Raw genomic sequence first — 22,214 nt, 5'->3', positions numbered from 1 at the left:
TGTCCATCAATGTCAAGACCTGGTAAGGTTCTTCGCGTTGCGTCGAATTAAACCACATACTCCACCGCTTGTGCGGGCCCCCGTCAATTCCTTTGAGTTTCAACCTTGCGGTCGTACTCCCCAGGCGGGGTACTTATTGCGTTAACTCCGGCACAGAAGGGGTCGATACCTCCTACACCTAGTACCCATCGTTTACGGCCAGGACTACCGGGGTATCTAATCCCGTTCGCTCCCCTGGCTTTCGCGCCTCAGCGTCAGTTTTCGTCCAGAAAGTCGCCTTCGCCACTGGTGTTCTTCCTAATATCTACGCATTTCACCGCTACACTAGGAATTCCACTTTCCTCTCCGATACTCTAGATCAGCAGTTTCCATCCCATCACGGGGTTAAGCCCCGAACTTTTAAGACAGACTGACTGATCCGCCTGCGCGCGCTTTACGCCCAATAATTCCGGACAACGCTTGCCACCTACGTATTACCGCGGCTGCTGGCACGTAGTTAGCCGTGGCTTTCTATTCCGGTACCGTCAATCCTTCTCACTATTCGCAAGAAGGCCTTTCGTCCCGATTAACAGAGCTTTACAACCCGAAGGCCGTCATCACTCACGCGGCGTTGCTCCGTCAGACTTTCGTCCATTGCGGAAGATTCCCCACTGCTGCCTCCCGTAGGAGTCTGGGCCGTGTCTCAGTCCCAATGTGGCCGTTCATCCTCTCAGACCGGCTACTGATCATCGCCTTGGTGGGCCGTTACCCCTCCAACTAGCTAATCAGACGCAATCCCCTCCTTCAGTGATAGCTTATAAATAGAGGCCACCTTTCATCCATCCTCGATGCCAAGGTTAGATCGTATGCGGTATTAGCAGTCGTTTCCAACTGTTGTCCCCCTCTGAAGGGCAGGTTGATTACGCGTTACTCACCCGTTCGCCACTAAGATTGATAGAAGCAAGCTTCCATCGCTCTTCGTTCGACTTGCATGTGTTAAGCACGCCGCCAGCGTTCGTCCTGAGCCAGGATCAAACTCTCCAAGATATCTTGAAGCTATTTGAATAGCTCATTTGTTTTGTTGTCGCTACCATTAAGTAGCTTTGAATTATGGTTGGTTTTGACTGTGTCAAAACCCGCACTCTGGCATATGTTCAATCATTTCGATTGATTACCTATCATTGTTCAGTTTTCAAAGATCTGTGCCCCTTCATATGGGGTACTTGAATATAATAACATTTCCATATACTGATGTCAACAAAATTTGAACAAATTTTACTACAAATTTCAGAAAGCTTTTACCATTATTTTTGTACAGTTTTACGAACTAATTTTACAGATTCAAAACTTAAGTTATATCACTTTTTCAAACATATCATATAGGGAGAATTTAAAATAAAAAGAAGCCGCAACAAGAATACATCTATTGCATTCTGTTGCGGCTTCTTGCCTATATAACAGTGTGTTTATAGAATCCCTTATTTGTGTCTCAACACTGTATATTAAAAACTTTTATATATAAGGTTATTGCAACTGCACATTCCTTATAACAAAAGCTATACATATAATGTGATTATATATGTATTAGATGATTAGTTATCTGTCTGAATCGCTTCACGAAGGTTAATTTCGTGCATGTCTCCAACAGAAGGTTCTTCTGCAGACATATTTTTTACAGTTTGTTTTGTAGCAAACCAAACTGCTTCGTTCATGTAATAACGCAATTCTTCATTAGATACATGTTCTTGATCTTGAGCCATGATATCAAGCATAGCATCTTCCAATGCTTGTGCTTCTTCATCAGTCAAAGGACCGCCAACGGCCTTTTGTTTTTGAAGCAATTCATTCATGCGATCAACCATGCTGCGCAATACATTGTAACCATAGCTATTTGTGTAACCTTGGTCCTTATCATATTTAGGGAATGTGTAATAGCTATACTCGTTTTTATTACGGTTTTCACCATTCCAGTTCAATGCAGTTTCTTGGCCATGTACATAACCTAAAGAATGTTTACGGAAATAATCAGCATAATTATGCTTATCTTTAGAATGTAACCATTTAGCTTCTTCTTTAGTTAACGCTTGATGATTATTCTTTTTGCTTTCAGCTAAAGCAATGTGTTTTTCCGCATTTTCCCATGCTTTCACAAATTCATGGATACTTTGTACCGCCTGAGGGCTAGCCACAGGAACCAATACAACAGAACCTGTTGTAGGCACTTTAGCTGGATTTGGTAAAAGCAATGGATCATCAAATGTAGCAGATGCCGCATTAACATGGAATACGCCACTGCCAAATAATACTGCCGCTGTGAAAGCAAGCAAAGTGGATTTTTTCATTATATATTCCTCTTTTCTATCAACGAATTAAATCGGGTGGGAGGATCCCCTAAAGGGGAATCCTCAACCCGTAATGTTCAGTATGAACGTATTACAAACCTAGTCTTGCCATCATTGCAGCAATATTAGCTTTCATTTGTTCATTTTCAGCTTTCAAATCAGCTACTTCACCTTTTAATCCTTGATTTTCAGCTTTCATTGCAGCAAGTTCACGTTGCATTGCATATGTAGAACTGATAGGTCCTTTACGATAACGATCTGCAGTTTCTGCTTCGCCGTCTCTGTTACCTACTTTCCAAGTTACACCAGCATTTGCCATCATATGGCTATTGCTGCCTGCCCAAGCTACACCAGCATGTAACATCATGGATTCATTTTTATAATGAGCCACACCTAATGCCAATGCGGAGTCGCCACGGTAGTTACCGTAACCTGCCATGATTTGAGTAGGTTCGTAAGGGTCATAAGCCATAGGTTTCAATGCGGACAACGCGGAGGACATCGCACCAACTTGACGAACTTCGTTTACAACATTATTCATGCTGTTTGCAACACGATTAAGTTGGGAACCATTAACAGCATCAGTAGAAGTGGAGCTAATTTCGCCTGGAGCCACGTTAGTAATCTTATTACCGCCGTTGTTCAAACCAGAGCTTGTTAAGGATACGCTGCCACCACCATTATTCTTAATTGTGATACCGTTACCATTTGTCACAGTTGTATGACCGGAGTTATCCATAGTTGTAATGGAGTTGATACCAGTAATATCTTTTGCCAAACGAACATTCAAGCTGCCGTTGTTATCGGAAATAACACCGATATTGTTTGCAGTGGAAAGTTTGCTTTCATCAGTAACGCCACCTTTAACAGTCACTTTTTGACCTAGGTCACGATGGAATTCACCTTTATCACCTGCAAAGTCTAAGCCAGCTTTCTTAAGGCCGTCGATACCTTTTTTCAAGTCGCCAATGTTTGCACCATTTGTTAAGCTGCTGCTATTATCAGCGATATTGTTAATATCTTCGTTCTCGCCATAACCGCTTGCCATGTTAACTACTTTATTACCACCATTGTTCAAGCCGTCCTTAGTTAATGTAACCTTGTTTCCACCATCTCTAGGGCTACCATTACCATCACTCTTAGGAGGAGTTATAATCTCAACACCGTTGCTGCTAACAGTAGTAGTTACTTTAGTACCACCCATACCGGATGTTACTACCATGCCATCTGCAGTTGTTCTTGTGCTCTTGGTCTTTTTATCAGAAGTTACAACACCATCAGCAGTCAATTCAGTGGCCTTAGTTGGATTATCTACAAGTACACCTTTAGCTGTTGTTTGAGTTGTATTATTTTGATTATCGGATACTTTCACATTACCTGCAGTAAGAGCAGTTGTATTACCTAATGTATCAGTGCTTGTAACACCTACACCGTTTGTTACAGTAGAGAATTTCTTATCGTCAGTAGTGGTAATCACACTGCGTAAGTTCAAGTCTTTTTTGATATCTACAGTGTATGTTTTCGACTTATCTGCATTTGTTGTAGCTGTTACAGTTGTATTGCCGCTATCGCCAGCTTTCACTGTTGTAGTTGCTGCCGCCATGCTGCTCTTCAACTGTTGAACGTTAACTGCATCTGTATCATTTACACCAGCTGCCACGTTAGTAATCTTTTGATTATTTGCGTTTAAGCCTTCGTTAGAAATGTAAGTTTTACCGCCTACAGATACGCCCTTATCATCAAGAACAACTTGTTTGTTTGGATCGGAACCAACAGTTACGGAATCAAGACCTTTAAGGTTCTTAGCGAGTTTAACGTTCAAGTTGCCGTTTTCATTAACTACGCCAATGTTACCATTTGAAAGTTTAGAAGCATCAGATTCGCCACCTTTGAGTTCCAATGTTTGACCGAGGTCTTTATGGATAGCTTCACCGGAGTCGCCTTTGAAGTTCAAGCCTTTCTTAGTCAAGTCTTCAGTGTTTTTATCAATTTTGTTGTCTACAACTTTCAATTGATCTTCTGTTGCAGCTTGACCATTAGTGATCTTATTAGGATCCCAAGTTCTGTTAGTCAAATCGTTAACAGTACCAGAACCACCGTTGATAGTTACCTTGCCGGAGTTGATAGTACCGTTTGTACCATTGATATTTACAGCATTAGCACCTTCGCCAGCTCTAATGATACCTGTTGTACCATCGAAATGAACTGATGTACTACCGGAGCCCAATGTCACTGTGTCTTTCAAGTTTACAGTGTATGTTTTAGCTTTTGTAAGATCATTGATTTCTTCTTCAACATGAATGTTCTTGCTACCTTTTACCTTGGTATCGGACGCAGCTTTTACTTCATTCAATTGTTTAAGGTTGACAGCATCACTATCTTCTGTACCAGCTTTAACATTTTTGATTTGTGTATTGTTTGCATTGAAACCATTGTTTGTAACAAATGTATTACCACCAATTGTCAAGCCATTGTTGTTGATTGTTGTTTGACCAGTTGTTACACTATTCAAGCCTGTTAAATCTTTTGCAAGTTTAACATTCAACTTACCGTTTTCGGATACCACACCAATATTGTTGTCAGACAATTTAGCTTTATCAGTAATGCCACCTACAACATCCAATGTTTGACCAAGATCTTTATGGATTACTTCGCCAGAATCAGCTTGGAAGTTCAAGCCTTTCTTAGTCAAGTTTTCAGTGTTCTTATCAATTTTGTTATCTACAACTTTCAATTGATCTTCTGTTGCAGCTTGACCGCTTGTGATATGTGCAGGATCCCAAGTAATGTTAGTCAAGTTGTTTACAGTACCGTTCGCACCGTTAACTAGAACTTTACCTGCATTGATGTTACCTGTTACGCCATCAATTGCTACTTTACCAGCATTAATTGTGCTGTTTACGCCATTGATAGTTACTGCATTAGTGCCATCGCCAGCTTTTACGATACCTTTTGTACCGTCGATGTTAACTGCTGTGTTACCGGAACCTAATGTTACAGTATCTTTCAATGCAACTGTGTAAGTTTTAGCTTTTGTAGTTGGATCTACAGCTTCATCAACGTCGATGTTTTTGCTACCTTCTACTTTTGTATTAGATGCAGCTTTTACATCGTTCAATTGTTTAACGTTAACAGCATCATTATCTTCTACACCAGCAGTTACGTTTTTGATTTGCGTATTGTTAGCGTTGAAACCATTTGCTGTAACGAATTGTTTGTTGTTGATTGTCAAGCCATCGTTGTTGATAGTTGTTTGACCAGTTGTTACGCTGTTCAAGTTTGTTAAGTCTTTTGCAAGTTTAACATTCAACTTACCGTTTTCGGATACAACACCGATATTGCCATCAGACAATTTAGCTTTATCAGAAGTGCCACCTACAACATCCAATGTTTCACCAAGGTTTTTATGAATTTTTGTTGCATCATCACCTTTGAAGTTCAAGCCTTTATTAGTGTTGTCTGTAACTTTTTGATCTACAGATTTTAATTGGTCTTCTGTTGCAGCTTGACCGCTTGTGATATGTGCAGGATCCCAAGTTCTGTTTGTCAAGTTGTTTACAGTACCGTTTGCACCATTAACTAGAACTTTACCGGAAGTGATATTACCTGTTACGCCATCGATTGCTACTTTGCCAGCATTGATTGTGCTGTTTACGCCGTTAATAGTTACTGCGTTAGTGCCGTCACCAGCTTTTACGATACCTTTTGTACCGTCAATATTGACTGCATTATTACCAGAACCTAATGTTACAGTGTCTTTCAATGCAACTGTGTATGTTTTAGCTTTTGTTACATTATCTACAGTTTCATCAACATTGATGTTTTTGCTACCTTCTACTTTTGTATTAGATGCAGCTTTTACATCGTTCAATTGTTTAACATTTACAGCATCGTTGTCTTCTACACCAGCAGTTACATTTTTGATTTGTGTATTGTTAGCATTGAAGCCATTTGCTGTAACGAATTGTTTGTTGTTGATTGTCAAGCCATCGTTGTTGATAGTTGTTTGACCAGTTGTTACGCTGTTCAAGCCTGTTAAGTCTTTTGCAAGTTTAACATTCAACTTACCATTTTCGGATACTACACCGATGTTGTTGTCGGACAATTTAGATTTTTCAGTAATGCCACCTACAACATCCAATGTTTGACCAAGATCTTTATGAATTAATTCACCAGAATCAGCTTGGAAGTTCAAGCCTTTCTTAGTCAAGTCAGTGCTGTTGTCAGTGATTTTCTTATCAACAATTTTCAATTGGTCTTCTGTTGCAGCTTGACCGCTTGTGAAGTTTTTGCCATCCCAAGTAATGTTTGTCAAGTTGTTTACAGTACCAGCAGCACCGTTGACAGTCACTTTACCGGAGTTAATAGTGCCGTTTGTACCATTGATAGTTACAGCATTTGCACCGTCACCAGCTTTTATGATACCTGTAGTACCGTTGATGTTGATTGCATTATTACCGGAACCTAAAGTTACATTGTCTTTCAATGCTACTTTGTAAGTTTTAGCTTGTGTATTAGGGTCTACTGTGGAGTTAACATTGATGTTTTCGCTACCTTCTACTGTAGTGTTGGATGCATTTTTAACTTCATTCAATTGATTCAAGTTAACTGCATCATTGCCGTCAGTACCAGCTTTTACGTTTTTGATTTGTGTATTGTTAGCATCAAAACCGTTAGCTGTAACGAATTTCTTACCACCAATTGTTAAACCTTCGTTATTAATTGTTGTAGCACCAGTTGTTACACTTGTTAAGCCAGTCAACTCTTTAGCAAGTTTAACATTCAACTTACCGTTTTCAGATACTACACCGATATTATTGTCGGACAATTTAGCTTTATCGGAAGTACCACCTACAACGTCTAATGTTTCGCCAAGATCTTTATGAATGCTTGTAGCGTCATCGCCTTTGAAGTTCAAGCCCTTCTTAGTCAAGTTGCTACCATTGTCAGTAATTTTCTTATCAACAACTTTCAATTGATCTTCTGTTGCAGCTTGACCGCTTGTGATATGGTCAGCATCCCAAGTGATATTTGTTAAGTTGTTTACAGTACCTTTAGCACCGTTAACAAGAACTTTACCGGAATTGATATTGCCTGTTACACCGTCAATCGCTACATTACCAGCATTAATTGTGCTGTTTGTACCGTTGATAGTTACAGCATTGTTGCCTTCGCCGGCTTTCACAATACCTTTTGTACCGTCGATGTTAACAGCTGTATTGCCGGAACCCAATGTTACTGTGTCTTGTAAACCAACTGTATAAGTCTTAGCTTTAGTAAGTGGATCTTCAGAATCAGTTACATTGATGTTTTTGCCTGCTTTTACAACAGTTTTAGCTGCCGCTGCGTTGTTGGATACTTCTTTCAACTGTTTAAGGTTAACTGCATGGTTATCCTCTGTACCAGCTTTCACGTTTGTGATTTGAGTATCGTTAGCATTGAAGCCATTGCTTGTAACAAATGTGTTACCACCGATTGTCAAACCATTGTTGTTAATAGTTGTAGCACCAGTTGTTACGCTGTTCAAGCCTGTCAAATCTTTAGCAAGTTTAACATTCAATACGCCGTTGTTATTAACTACGCCGATATTATTTTCTGAAAGTTTAGATGCGTCAGCTTGACCGCCAGAGATTTTCAATGTTTGACCAAGGTCTTTATGAATTGCAGTACCTGCATCGCCTTGGAAGTTCAAGCCTTTTTCTACGATTTCAGTTTTTGTAGTATCAATTTTATTGTTTACTACTTTCAATTGATCTTCTGTTGCAGCTTGACCATTAGTAATAGCTTTAGGGTTCCAAGTTCTGTTAGTTAATTCGTTAACAGTACCTGTAGTACCATTGATAGTTACTTTACCGGAGTTGATAATACCATTTGTGCCATTGATAGTTACAGCATTAGCACCGTCGCCAGCTTTTACGATACCTGTTGTACCGTTAATATTGATAGCTGTATTACCTGTGCCTAATGTTACTTCATCTTTCAAGCCTACAGTATATGTTTTAGCTTTAGTTACATTGTCGATACTTTCATCAACTTTAATGTTTTTGCCTTCAGCTACTTTCGTATTAGCTGCAGATGCACTGTTGGATACTTCTTTCAATTGTGCCAAGTTTACTGCATCGCTGTCGATTGTACCACGAGCAACGTTAGTAATCTTGTTACCACCATTATCTAAACCGGATTTAGTAAGGGATACGGATGCATTGTTTGTAGCACCGTTGCTGATAGTTACACCGTTAGAAGTAACTTTTGTATCGCCTACAGTTACGCTATTCAAACCTTTAAGGTCTTTTGCCAAACGAACTTTCAAGTCGTTAGAACCATCAGATACAACACCGATATTGTCTTCTGTAGTCAATTTGGATGCGTCTGTGATGCCACCTTTAACGTTTACTTGTTCACCAAGTTTTTTGTTAATTACGTTACCGGAGTCAGCACCGAATTTCATACCTTTATTGATCAATTCTTCTTTAGTTTTGAACAATTGGCTGCCGTTGATAGCATCTGTGGATGTAGCTGTTACAGCACCATCTTTTACATTTGTAATTGTAGTGCCATTAGCGCCTTCCAATGTTACCTTAGTTTTATCAACAACACCGTTATTGATGTCATATTTAACAGCACGATCTGTCAATTTATCTACGGAAGATTTGGATGCAATGTTATTGATTGTAACTTGTTCTTTAACGCCTGCATGGTTTTTATCCTCTACAGTCAAGGATACTTCACCATTGTCGTTTACCTTGTAGGAACCGTCAGCGCTGGAGTTTCTTACAAGACGATAGTCAGTTGCACTGCTACCTTGTTGAGTAATTTGTTCGCTAACTTTTTTCAACTGATCTTCAGTCGCAGCACGACCGGATACGATAGATGTGGAATCCCAGTTCTTATTGCTCAAGTTAGTTACATAATTACCAGTTTCACTTGCATGTTTCGTATTTTGAACAGTTTGAGCGCCCATTACAACGCCACTAGCAGTTACTCTACCTGCTGTACCATCAAGAACTACTTGATTGTTACCGCTACCCAATGTCACTTTGTTGTTCAAACGAAGATCATACTTAGCACCTTCAGTACTTGTAGCAGGAGTAGTTGTCAATTTGAGGTTATCATCAGAAACAGTTACTTTTGAATGTTTACCTGCTTCGATTTTTACATCATGCAATTGGCTGCCATTTACAGCATCTGTAGAAGTAGAGGATACTTCGCCGGCTTTCAAGTTAGTAATTGTTGTACCGCCTTGGCCTTCCAAAGTAACCTTGTTTTTATTAACAGTAGTACCGTTAAGATCATATTTAACAGCGCGTTCTGTCAATTTATCCAATTCAGTTTTGGATGCGATATTGTTGATTGTTACCGTATTAGCAGGGCTATTAGGATGAGCTTCATCTTTAACTTTTAAATCAACTTTGTTGTTTTCTACAGAGTAAGAACCATCTGCAGAATTTGTATTATTGATCAAACGGTAATCTGTTTTAGCTGCATTAGTAGTCTTGATTTCATCAGACACTTTTTTCAACTGATCTTCAGTTGCTGCACGACCAGATGTGATTGTAGGGTTTTGAACATTCCATTCTTTATTGTCCAAACCAGTTACATAGTTTTTATTGTCGCTATGTTTACCTACACGAACAGAACCTGCAGTTACGCTGTTCAAACCTGTTAGGTCTTTTGCCAACTTAACATTAAGGTTGCCGTCTTTAGCTACAACACCGATGTTGTTGTCAGATAAAGCACCTGTAGCGCCACCAGTAATACCTAAAGTATCGCCAAGTTGTTTATTGATTTTAACATTGTTATCGCCTTGGAAGCTCAAGCCTTTAGCGATTTTGTTAGTGTTATTTGTGATATTAGTAGTATTAATATCTTGTTGCTCTTTAGAAGCAAGGTTCGTCAACTTAACTTGTTTAGGGTTGGAACCATCAGCATCCGCAACAGTCAATGTCATGCTGCCATCAGCAGCTACTTTATATTCGCCGTTGCTGCCTGCTGCAGGGTTTGCAATCAAGCGGTAGTCAGTTTTGGAAAGGCCGTTAGAGATTTTAGAGATATCAACATCAAATGTTTGATTATCATTACGTGTCAATGTCAATCTCTTACCGTCATTGGATACTGTACCGGATGTAACATAAGTATTTTTCAAACCTGTTACTTCAGCAGTCAAACCATTTGTACCGGTCATGTTAATTTTGCCGTTACCGTTTGCTTCATACGTTGCAGAACCGCGTTGTAAGTATTTATCGTATTTTGCAGCAATACGAGAGATATCACCGATATTAGCCGCATTTGTTAATGTATCGCCACCAGATTGTACATTAGTAATTTGATACCCACCAGCATTGATACCGTTTTTGCTCATAGATACGTTACCAGTTGTAACGGAGTTGAAGTTTGCATTATCAACTGTTGCAACCGTAACATTGTCTCCGGAGCCTTCTAATTTAATATTTTTACCAGCGTTAAAGTTCACTGTACGGTTTGGAGCTTTTACATCTTTAACCTTTTGGCCATTAACTTGAAGTTCCCAGCCAGAGTTTGCGGATTTAATAGCTTCATGAATGGTATTTTTACCTGTATCACCAATATTAGTCATGGTGATAGAACCATTTTGGTCAACCTGAGCATTGCCGCCTAAGATATTCTTAGTGCTTTTAGCTACATTACCTACTGCATTAGCAACGCCATATAATTGGCTACCATTAATAGCATCTGTAGATTGTGCATTTACACGACCAGCTGCTACGTTAGTAATTGTACGTTTTGTAGAAGTATTACCTACGCTAACTGTGGAATCAGCAGTACCACCTGCATAGTTGTATTGCAAACCGTTAATTGTTTCACTAGCAGTGCTTACAGGAGCAGCTGTTACAGAATTAGCACCTAACGCAACGCCACGAACGTTATTTACTGTTGCCTTGCTGCCGAGAGCTAAGCCTTCGTTCGCTTGTACACTTGCTTCGCTACCAATTGCTACCGCATCAGTTACTTCTTTTTGAGCTTTAAGTTTTGTGATTAATTCAGGATTATCTTTGTAAACACTACGATCGCGTACACGTTCTAATGTACCAGCTTGAGCGCTTACGCCCAATGCGATGGAACGGGAACCGGTTGCTTGTGCATCATCACCGATAGCCACAACATTTTTCTTGTCCCCATCTTGAGTGCTCAAAGCACTAGCTTCACGACCCATAGCAATAGAGCCGTAACCTTCAGAATGAGCATTGTTACCGATAGCTGTAGAACGTTCACCTAATGCCCATGCCGCATTACCTGCAGCCACAGAGGAACCGCCCAATGCATAAGTATCATTACCCAATGCCACGCCGGAACCGCCATGAGCACGCGCGGAGTTACCTACAGCAACGGAGTTATTTACTTTATATTGAGGGTCATTTTGAATACCGGATTCAGCATTGTTACCAATAGCGATGCCATCTTTCGCACGAGTTTGCGCGTTGTTACCAAGAGCAACCGCATTATCACGATAATGTGCTGCACCGTTACCGATGGCTACGCCTTGAATGCCTTTAGATGTAGCACGGTTACCGATGGCTACGCCTCTTGCATAAGCGTCACCTGCAGAATTTGAGCCTGCTGCTACATTAGCACCTGTACCCATAGCAACACTATCTTCAGTATTTGATTTAGCACCTTGACCGATAGCAATAGAACGAGCTGCATTAGCTTGGGTATTAGTAGTCCCGTCATATGCTGTATACGGTGTGCCTTTATCATCATATTTAGGAGTTGGATTTGCAGAACCGATAGCAATAGATTGATCACCTGTTGCTAATGCGGAATGACCCATAGCCAAGCTGGCTTTACCTTGTGCAGATGCTGCTGTACCAATAGCCGCCGCATATTGTTCGCCTGCATAGGCTTGACGCATCATAGCCAAGGAGTTAAAACCCTTTGCCTTTGAAGCCGAACCGACAGCAATAGCACCGATTTGTTCAGATTGAGCATAATGGCCTAAACCGATACCCAACGCACGAGATTGGGAATAGTCACCGATAGAAATACCGGATACGGAGCCATCATTAGCACGTGCATTCGCATTGTTACCGATTTGGATGCCGAATACCTTATTATTGGTATATAAATATCCTCCTCCTGGATTCCCTGGTGTTTTGTAATCATACATCTGAATATAAGGAGAATTTTGACCAGGATATAAATACGTAAACCCGCCATCATTATGTCCTTCACCAGGAGCCAAAGAAAGGCCTCTGTTAGGCGCTGCATCAACACCCGAAATCAACCCACTACCGCAGGTTAAAACCATAGCCGCCAAGCCAACTTTTACCGAAGCTTTAGCGGAATTACTAACAAAGCTTTTGGAGCCACGAGTATGGCTTTTTGCGATTTCAGATACAACGACATATGCGCCTCGTACCTGACTCCAAATTACCCTATAAATACGATTCATTTAGTAGTACCTACCTTTCACACAGTTTTATAAGGGATTCTAAAACCAACACTAAAACACTAAAAATAATAAAATTTTCATCAAAAATTTAATTACTATACATATAAAATATCAGATTAGTTTATGAATGTAAATATATTTTTTTCATATTTCGCTCATTTATTTTCAGAACTTTAAACTTCTTTTAAAAATTGATTTTCTTACTCATTTAAATATATTTTCAATCATAAAAACCCTTACAACAATGGGCCAAACAACACTTATAATCTAAAGCTAATGATTTTATAGTAAATTAATCACATTTATAATTTTCGATTAAAATTATATGTTCTGTATTATACACTATTATGAAAAGTTTGTGAAGTCAAACACAAAAAAAGAACGAAAGTCCTTTCACAGTAGACTTTCGTTCTTTCATTTTATATACCATATAGGGTTAAAATCATCTAATTTTCATGGGTATTTTCTGGTACATCAGCTCGCTTTTTATCGCATGAACGTAAGATGAAACAGGTATGAATTACATGCCTAAACGACTCATAATAAGAGCCAATTGTCGCTTAGTTTCTTCGTTATCTTTCTGTAGACGAAGGTTGTCTTCTTTCAATGCCGCATAATCTGCAGTTAATTTTTCATCCTGCGCTTTCATGCGTGCATTTTCAGCTTTCAAAGCAGTCATTTCATCCTGCATTACGTACATAGAGCTGATAGGGCCACCCTTGTAACGCTCAGGAATAGCCTTCTTCTCATCAGAAGAACCGAATTTACGAGTTACACCAGCATTCACCATATTATGACGACTACCAACAGATACTCCTGCATGGAACATAGTATCTTCCGATGTGTAGTGAGCAACACCTAACGCCGCTGCGGTTTCACCTCTGTAATTGCCGATACCAGCCATCACTTGAGTTGGTTCTAACGGATCATATTGAATCGGTTTCAACGCAGACATAGCTGCCGCATGAGCACCTACACGTTGCGTTTCGCCCGCTACGGAATTAATAGCATTAGCCATTCCCTCCGTAACTCCCTTCAATTGATTTACGTTAACCGCATCCGTGCCGTTTACACCAGGACCTACATTGCTAATTGTTTTACCACCGTTATTCAATCCATCTTTAGTAAGACTTACAGTGTTACCGCTAGCAGGAGTAATGGTTATGCCACTGCCGTTCACAACCGTAGAGTTACCACCAGCATCCTTAGTCGTTACTGACGTAAGACCTTTCAAATCTTTCGCCATACGAACTTTAAGATTAGTACCGTCAGATACGACGCCTACATTATCTTCTGTAGTCAACTTGTTAGCATCAGTAATGCCACCGACTACGTTTACCTGTTCGTTAAGCTTTTTATTAATCACATTACCGGAATCGCCACCGTATTTCATACCATCGTCTTTGGTTGCCACTTGATGTGTCTTGCCCTGTTCATCTTGGTACTTAATACGAGTAATAGCATTGCCTCCGAGATCAGAATCACCCTTATCAGCAATTATATCCGCATTGCGACCATCTTTGCCAGTTAAACCGATGTGACCAACGCCGTCTTTGCCCGACATAGATACAGCATCTTTACCGTCTTTACCTGTAACAGCTACTTTGCCGTCTGTACCATTCGCAGCGTCTGGACCTGTAATGGAAACGCCATCTTGACCATTTTTGCCGACTTTCACCTTATCAGTATTGACCGTATCAGCAGTAACTGTTTTGGTAGTAATACTGTCGGTCTTAAGATTCTTAGCCATTTTAATAGTAACATTACCATTTTCGGCTACTGTTTTGATATTTTCGCCAGAATAGTCGCTATCGGCCCCTTGGCCTTCACCTTTTATGGTAACCTTTTGACCTAAATCACGGTGGAAATCACCTGTATTACCGGCAAAATCCATGCCTTTCTTCGTAATGTCATCACCTAAGTTATTAATCTTATTATCCAAGGCTTTATGGGACTTCTGCAATTGATCTTCTGTAGCAGCACGACCGCTTGTGATATTGTTAGGATCCCAATCTTTGTTTTCCAAACCTGTCACATGACCGTCCTTGCCATCAACAGAGACCTTACCTGCTGCAATCTTACCATCTTTACCATCAATAGTTACCTTGTCACCGGCCTTAATCGTACCGTTTGTACCGTCAATCGCCACATTACCAGCCTTGATTGTGCCCTTATCGCCATCGATTTCAACTTTATCACCGGCTTTAATGGTGCCTTTATTGCCGTCGATTGTAACCTTGTCACCGGCTTTGATCGTACCGGTTGTACCATCCATCGCAATTTGTTTCGTAGCATCAGATCCCATTGTTATTTGGTCTTTGAGGCTCACTTTGTAATTTGTAGATCCATCACCATTAGTGGTCTTATCTACTTTGATATTATTACCTTCTGTTACGATTGCCGTAGCAGCGGCTGCAGCTTTATCCAATTGAGATTTATTAACTGCATCTTTAGGATTTGTACCGTCAGCTACATTTGCAATCTTATTGCCGGCTGCATCAATACCATCCTTCATCATAGATGGACCATTAGTAATCTTCACGCCGTCCTTTGTAACAGCAGTCAACGGGTTGCCGTCCTTATCCTGAACGGTCATACCTTCACCATTAACAACGGTTTTACCGTTTACACCATTAGTGCCATTGTTGAAAGTTATGGAATCCAGGCCTTTAAGATTTTTTGCTAAACGAACATTAAGAATATTATTTTTACTAATAACACCAATATTGTTTTCGGTCAACTCAGATTCATTGGTAACACCACCCTTAATGTCCAATTGTTCATTAAGTTTCTTCTTGATGGTAGTACCGGAGTCGCCACCGTATGCCATACCATCATCTTTGCTTGCCACTTCATGGGTTGTGCCATTTTCATCTTGGTATTTAATGCGCGTGATTTCATCTCCATTGAGATTAGCAGCGCCTTTTTCAGCGGTAATATCCACACTTTTTCCGTCTTTACCGCTTAAACCGATGTGTCCAACACCGTCTTTACCGGACATGGACACAGCATCCTTGCCGTTTTTATCTGTAACAGCTACCTTACCGTCAGTGCCATTCGCCGCATCTGGGCCTGTAAGAGATACCCCATCTTTACCGTCTTTGCCGACTTTCACGGATTCAGCCTTAAGGTTTTTATTCATCTTCACGTCGATAGTCGTATTACCTGTTGCTGCATCTTGTTTGATGAAAGTCTTAATATTATCACCGCTATAGTCGGTATCAGCAGCTTTGCCTTCCCCTTGTACGGTCACGATAGAGCCTAATTTATTGGTTTGTACACCGCCTACATTGGCATTAAATTTAAGACCTGTATCAGTTTGACCTGCCAAGGCTTGTTTCAATTGATCCTCTGTTGCAGCACGACCGGATACAACATTACCTGCATTCCAAGTCTTATTATCAAGGCCAGTCACGTAGTTGCCAGTATTAGCAGGGGTTGCACCATCGGACTGTTTACCCATGGTTACAGTGCCAGCTTTCACAGTTTCCGTAGCAGTAACAGATGTAACATTAAGATCTTTCTTCAATTTAAGACCGATTTTCGTATCGTCACCGGTTTGACTGATTTCCGTCGTAATATTGTCGTCGCCGTTTACTGTTACCTTGGAGCCCAGTTTATTCGTTTTTTCGTCGTTATTATCCGCGTCAAAACGAAGACCTTTATTGGTAAGTTCAGTCTTAGCATCATCAATATTTTTGTTGAGTTCAGTTTTGGTGTCACCAATTTTTTTATTGAGCTCAGTCTTGGTATCACCGATATTTTTATTCAACTCGGTCTTAGCGTCGCTAATATTTTTATTTAATTCTGCCTTAGTATCACCAATGTTTTTATTCAACTCGGTCTTAGCATCACTAATATTTTTATTTAACTCAGTTTTAGCGTCATGCAATTGACCGCCGTTAACCGCATCTTTGGAGTTAGCCGCCACGTCACCATCAGCAACATTGGTAATCTTTTGATCGTTCGCATTGATGCCGTTTGGAGATACATAGGTCTTACCGCCTACGATCAAACCGCCACCATTGATGGTTGTACCGCCGGCTGTTACGCTGTCCAAGCCGGTCAATGTTTTTGATAACTTCACGTTCAATGTATTGCCATCAGATACAACGCCAATATTGTTATCCGTTAAATCTGCCGCCGCAGCTCCGCCTTTAATGGCAACAGTACCACCTAGCTTCTTATTGATAGTCGTACCTGAGTCACCATCAAAGTTCAAGCCTTTATCCACTTCAGATTTAGACGCCACATCTTTAATCGTTACGGTTTTCGTTTGATCCGGATGGTTCTTATCTTGAACTGTCAATGCCACGTCACCGTTAGCATCTACAGTATAGTCACCATTGGAGCCTGCCGTAGGATTCGCAACGAGACTGAAGTCCGTTGCACTGGCACCTTGTTTCTTAACTTCATCACTAACCGTTTTCAATTGGTCTTCCGTTGCTGCACGGCCAGATGCAATTGTAGGGTTATCAATACTCCATGACTTATTATCAAGACCTGTTACGTAATTACCCGTATTAGCAGGGGTTACACCATCAGATTGTTTACCCATAGTTACCGTACCAGCTTTCACAGTTTCCGCTGCCGTAACAGTGGTAACGTTAAGATCTTTCTTCAATTTTAGGCCGATCTTCGTATCGTCACCGGTTTGTGTAATTTCTGTGGTGATGTTATCGTCGCCGTTTACCGTTACCTTAGAGCCTAGTTTATTAGTTTTTTCAGCGTTATTATCCGCATCAAAACGAAGGCCTTTGTTGGTAAGTTCAGTCTTAGCGTCATTAATATTATTGTTGAGTTCAGTTTTAGTGTCAGCGATATTTTTGTTTAATTCGGTTTTAGTATCACCAATGTTTTTATTTAATTCAGTCTTTGTATCAGCGATATTCTTGTTTAACTCAGTTTTAGCTTCATGTAATTGACCGCCGTTAACCGCATCTTTGGAATTAGCAGCAATATTACCATCAGCAACATTGGTAATCTTTTGGTCGTTCGCATTGATGCCGTTTGAAGATACATAAGTCTTACCGCCTACGGTCAAACCTCCACTGTTGATGGTTGTACCGCCAGCTGTTACGCTGTCCAAACCAGTTAATGTTTTCGCTAGTTTCACATTTAACACACCGCCATCAGATACGACACCAATATTATTGTCCGTCAAGTTAGCAGCCGCTGCACCGCCTTTAATGGCAACAGTACCACCTAGCTTCTTGTTGATAGTTGTGCCAGAGTCACCGTCAAAGTTCAAGCCTTTATCCACTTCGGATTTAGACGCTACATCTTTAATCGTTACGGTTTTTGTTTTATCCGGATGGTTCTTATCTTGAACTGTCAATGCCACGTCACCGTTGGCATCTACAGTATAGTCACCATTGGAACCTGCCGCAGGATTTGCAACGAGACTAAAGTCCGTTGCATTAGCGCCTTGAGTTGTGATGGCTTCAGTAACTGTCTTCAATTGATCTTCTGTTGCAGCACGTCCGCTGACAGCAGTCGGATTAGTTACGCTCCATGTCTTATTATCAAGACCTGTTACGTAGTTACCCATAGTAGCAGGGGTTACACCATCAGATTGTTTACCCATGGTTACAGTCCCGGCTTTCACAGTTTCCGCTGCCGTAACAGATGTAACATTAAGATTTTTCTTCAATTTAAGACCAATCTTCGTATCGTCACCAGTTTGACTAATTTCTGTCGTAATATTGTCGTCGCCGTTTACCGTTACCTTGGAGCCTAGTTTATTCGTTTTTTCAGCGTTATTATCTGCGTCAAAACGAAGGCCTTTGTTGGTAAGTTCAGTTTTTGCGTCACCAATATTTTTATTCAACTCAGTCTTAGCATCACTAATGTTTTTATTTAACTCAGTTTTAATGTCATGCAATTGACTGCCGTTCACCGCATCTTTGGAGTTAGCCGCCACATCGCCATTAGCAACATTGGTAATCTTTTGGTCGTTCGCATTGATACCATTTGGAGATACATAATTCTTACCACCTACGGTCAAACCAACACTATTGATGATAGTGCCACCAGCTGTTACGCTTTCCAAACCAGTTAATGTTTTAGCTAACTTCACGTTTAACGTACTGCCATCAGATACGACACCGATATTATTGTCCGTCAAGTTTGCAGCTGCGGCGCCACCTTTAATAGATAACTTATCACCCAACTGTTTATTAATTACAGCGCCGCTATCTCCATCAAAGTTAAGGCCTTTAGCAATAGTCGTATTGATTGTGGATATAGCATTTTTATTAGTCGTAATATCTTGCGTATTTTGAGCGATATTTTGCTTATTTTGTGCAATATCAGTCTTATTCTTACCGATGTCAGTTGTATTTTGAGCAATATCAGCCTTGTTCTTAGTTATATCTTGTTTATTCTTACCAATATCAGTCGTATTCTGAGCAATGTCAGTTGTGTTTTGAGCTATTTTATCCTTGTTCGTATTAACTTGCGTATTAACAGATTTCAACTGATCTTCCGTTGCAGCACGACCAGTTACGGCTTGTGGATTATCTACATCCCAAGCAGTATTGGTAAGACCAGTTACCGTGCCTGCAGTACCATCCACAGATACAGGATTAGCAGTTCCTAAGGTGATTTTATCCCCTAATCCGACAGTATATTCCTTACCGCCGGCTGCATTTGTACCTTCATCTACAGTGATATTGCTGTTTTTAGCTTTCACAGTACTTGCCTTAGCAGTTCCACCGATAGCATCCTGCAACTGACTGAAGTTAACCGCATCAGTAGGATCTGTGCCTTTTGCTAGACCGGTAATCTTTTGATTATTTGCATTGATACCGTTTGGCGTTACGTAGGTCTTGCCGCCTACGGTCAAACCACTACCATTAATAGTTGTTCCACCAGCCGTTACGCTATCCAAACCAGTTAATGTTTTAGCTAGTTTCACATTTAATGTGCTGCCATCAGACACGACACCGATATTATTATCCGTAAGATCCGCCATAGCACCACCTTTAATGGTAACAGTGTCGCCTAATTTTTTATTAATCGCAGCACCGCTATCGCCGTTAAAGTTTAATCCTTTATTGATATTGGTTACATTTGTATTGACCTTATCATTAACGGATTTCAACTGATCTTCCGTAGCAGCTCGACCACTTACAGCTTGAGGATTATCCGCGTTCCAAGACTTATTATCGAGCCCTGTTACAAAGTTACCGTTTGCACCGCCTGCACCACCTGATTGTTTGCCCATAGTCACAGTGCCGGCTTTCACAGTATCAGCAGCAGTAATAGTAGTAACATTGAGATCTTTCTTTAATTTAAGACCGATCTTAGTATCGTCACCAGTTTGGCTGATTTCTGTCGTGATATTATCATCGCCGTTTACCGTTACCTTGGAACCCAATTTATTGGTCTTAGCACCGCCTGTATCCGCATCAAATTTGAGACCTGTATTAATCACATCATTCTTCGCAGTCGATATATTATTGTTTAGCTCGGTTTTAGCATTATCTATATTGCCATTCAGTTCAGTTTTAGCGTCATTAATATTTTTATTGAGTTCAGTTTTGGCATCACCGATATTTTTGTTTAATTCAGTTTTAGCATCATTAATGTTGTTATTTAATTCGGTTTTAGCCGCATGAAGTTGACCGCCGTTAACTGCATCTTTGGAATTAGCCGCCACTTCACCATCAGCAACATTAGTTATTTTCTTGTCATTCGCATTAATACCGTTCGGAGTTACATAGGTCTTACCGCCTACGGTCAAACCACTACTATTGATAGTTGTACCCCCAGCCGTTACGCTATCCAAACCGGTTAATGTTTTAGCTAGTTTTACATTTAATGTGCTGCCATCAGATACGACACCGATATTATTATCCGTCAAATTCGCAGCCGCTGCACCGCCCTTGATGCTAAGCTTATCGCCCAACTGTTTGTTAATTACAGCACCGCTGTCTCCATCAAAATTTAGACCTTTAGCAATAGTTGTATTGATTGTAGAGATAGCATTTTTATTAGTCGCAATATCTTGTGTGTTCTGAGTAATATTTTGCTTGTTTTGTGCAATATCAGTCTTATTTTTACCGATATCAGTAGTATTTTGAGCTATATCAGTCTTGTTCTTAGTTATATCTTGTTTATTCTTACCGATATCAGTCGCATTTTGAGCAATGTCAGTTGTGTTCTGAGCTATTTTATCCTTATTTGTATTGACTTGCGTATTAACAGTTTTTAACTGATCTTCCGTTGCAGCACGACCAGTTACGGCTTGTGGATTATTTACATTCCAAGCAGCATTAGTAAGTCCTGTTACAGTTCCTGCGGTTCCGTCCACAGTTACAGGATGTGCCGTACCTACCGCAAGTTTATTGCCCAATCCAACAGTGTATTCCTTACCACCATTCACATTGGCACCTTCTGTTACGGTTACATTTGCATCCTTTGATTTTACTGTAGTCGCCTTTGCAGTACCACCGATAGCACTTTGTAATTGACTGAAATTAACCGCATCGTTAGGCGCTGTACCATTAGCAACACCAGTAATCTTTTGATTATTAGCATTGATGCCATCAGGTGTTACATAGGTTCTAGCACCTACACTCAAACCATTTTTACTAATAGTAGTATTTCCTGCATTAACGCTCTCTAATCCTGTTAAATATTTTGCCAACTTTACAGTCAATCTACCGGTACCATCGGATACAACACCAATATTATTATCGGATAATGCCCCTGTAGCACCGCCTTTAATGACTAGAGTATCACCTAATTTTCTCTTAATCGAAGCACCTGTATCGCTGCTAAAATAGAGCCCTTTTTCAAGAGTATTATTGATAGTGTTAATATCATTCTTATTAGTAGTAATATCACCTTGTATTTTTGTGATATTTCGTGCATTGGCACCAATACGGCTTGAGTTATCTGAGATATTCTGCGTATTTTGATTAATAAAATACTGATTGGAATTAACTCTCTCATTAACCCGCTTTAACTGATCTTCCGTAGCAGCACGCCCTGTAACAGGTGCTGGATTATTTACATTCCATGATGTATTGGTAAGACCTGTGACCGTTCCTGTACCACTATCTATGGTTACAGGATGCGAGGCCGCCCCTTTCCCTACAGTAATCTTATAGTTTAAGCCGACAGTATATTCTTTACCACCTTTCGCCGTTGAGTTTTCCCTTATCGTAATATTACCATCATCATTTGCTTTTACAATGGCTTCTTTAGCTGTACCGTTAATTGCTCGTTGCAACTGACCGTAGTTAACTGCGTCCTGACTACCTGTACCGTCTGCAACACCTCTAAGCTGTTGATTATTGGCATTAAGGCCACCGGTTGACACATAGAGTTTATTGCCTACAGACACCCCTTTATTATCAATCGTAGCAGTTCCTGCTGTTACGCTATCCAAACCAGTTAATTTTTTAGCCAATTTCACATTTAGTGTGCCATTTCCGTCTGCTTGAACCCCAATA

The 22,214-nt window shown here is 40.3% G+C and carries 3 protein-coding genes and 1 rRNA gene (1 of these 4 cut by a window edge); all 4 read right to left on the bottom strand.

The features are described from left to right. Positions 1 to 1,026 (bottom strand): 16S ribosomal RNA (locus B1A77_RS03105) (it extends 538 nt beyond the left edge of the window). A gap of 545 nt (positions 1,027 to 1,571) precedes the next feature. Continuing rightward, entirely contained in the window at positions 1,572 to 2,321 is a 750-nt protein-coding gene (locus tag B1A77_RS03100; protein WP_077707892.1) for a hypothetical protein, read from the bottom strand. A 91-nt stretch (positions 2,322 to 2,412) separates the two neighbouring features. Then, positions 2,413 to 12,750, bottom strand: a complete 10,338-nt coding sequence (locus B1A77_RS03095; RefSeq protein WP_077707891.1) for an ESPR-type extended signal peptide-containing protein — start codon at positions 12,748 to 12,750, stop codon at positions 2,413 to 2,415. A gap of 520 nt (positions 12,751 to 13,270) precedes the next feature. Beyond that, positions 13,271 to 22,177 (bottom strand): YadA-like family protein, encoded by an 8,907-nt coding sequence (locus B1A77_RS03090; protein ID WP_237301815.1) that lies wholly within the window; start codon positions 22,175 to 22,177, stop codon positions 13,271 to 13,273. Positions 22,178 to 22,214 lie beyond the last annotated feature (37 nt).

It is taken from the genome of Veillonella parvula, assembly GCF_002005185.1.
GTDB lineage: Bacteria > Bacillota > Negativicutes > Veillonellales > Veillonellaceae > Veillonella > Veillonella parvula_M.
The sequence above is the reverse complement of the archived record's forward strand: the minus strand, read 5'-3'. Positions and strand labels throughout refer to the sequence as shown.

What these genes read in the sequence shown, in the direction of transcription:
- B1A77_RS03100 (WP_077707892.1), bottom strand. Translation starts at nt 2,321, where the DNA reads ATGAAAAAATCCACTTTGCTTGCTTTCACAGCGGCAGTATTATTTGGC.
- B1A77_RS03095 (WP_077707891.1), bottom strand. Translation starts at nt 12,750, where the DNA reads ATGAATCGTATTTATAGGGTAATTTGGAGTCAGGTACGAGGCGCATAT.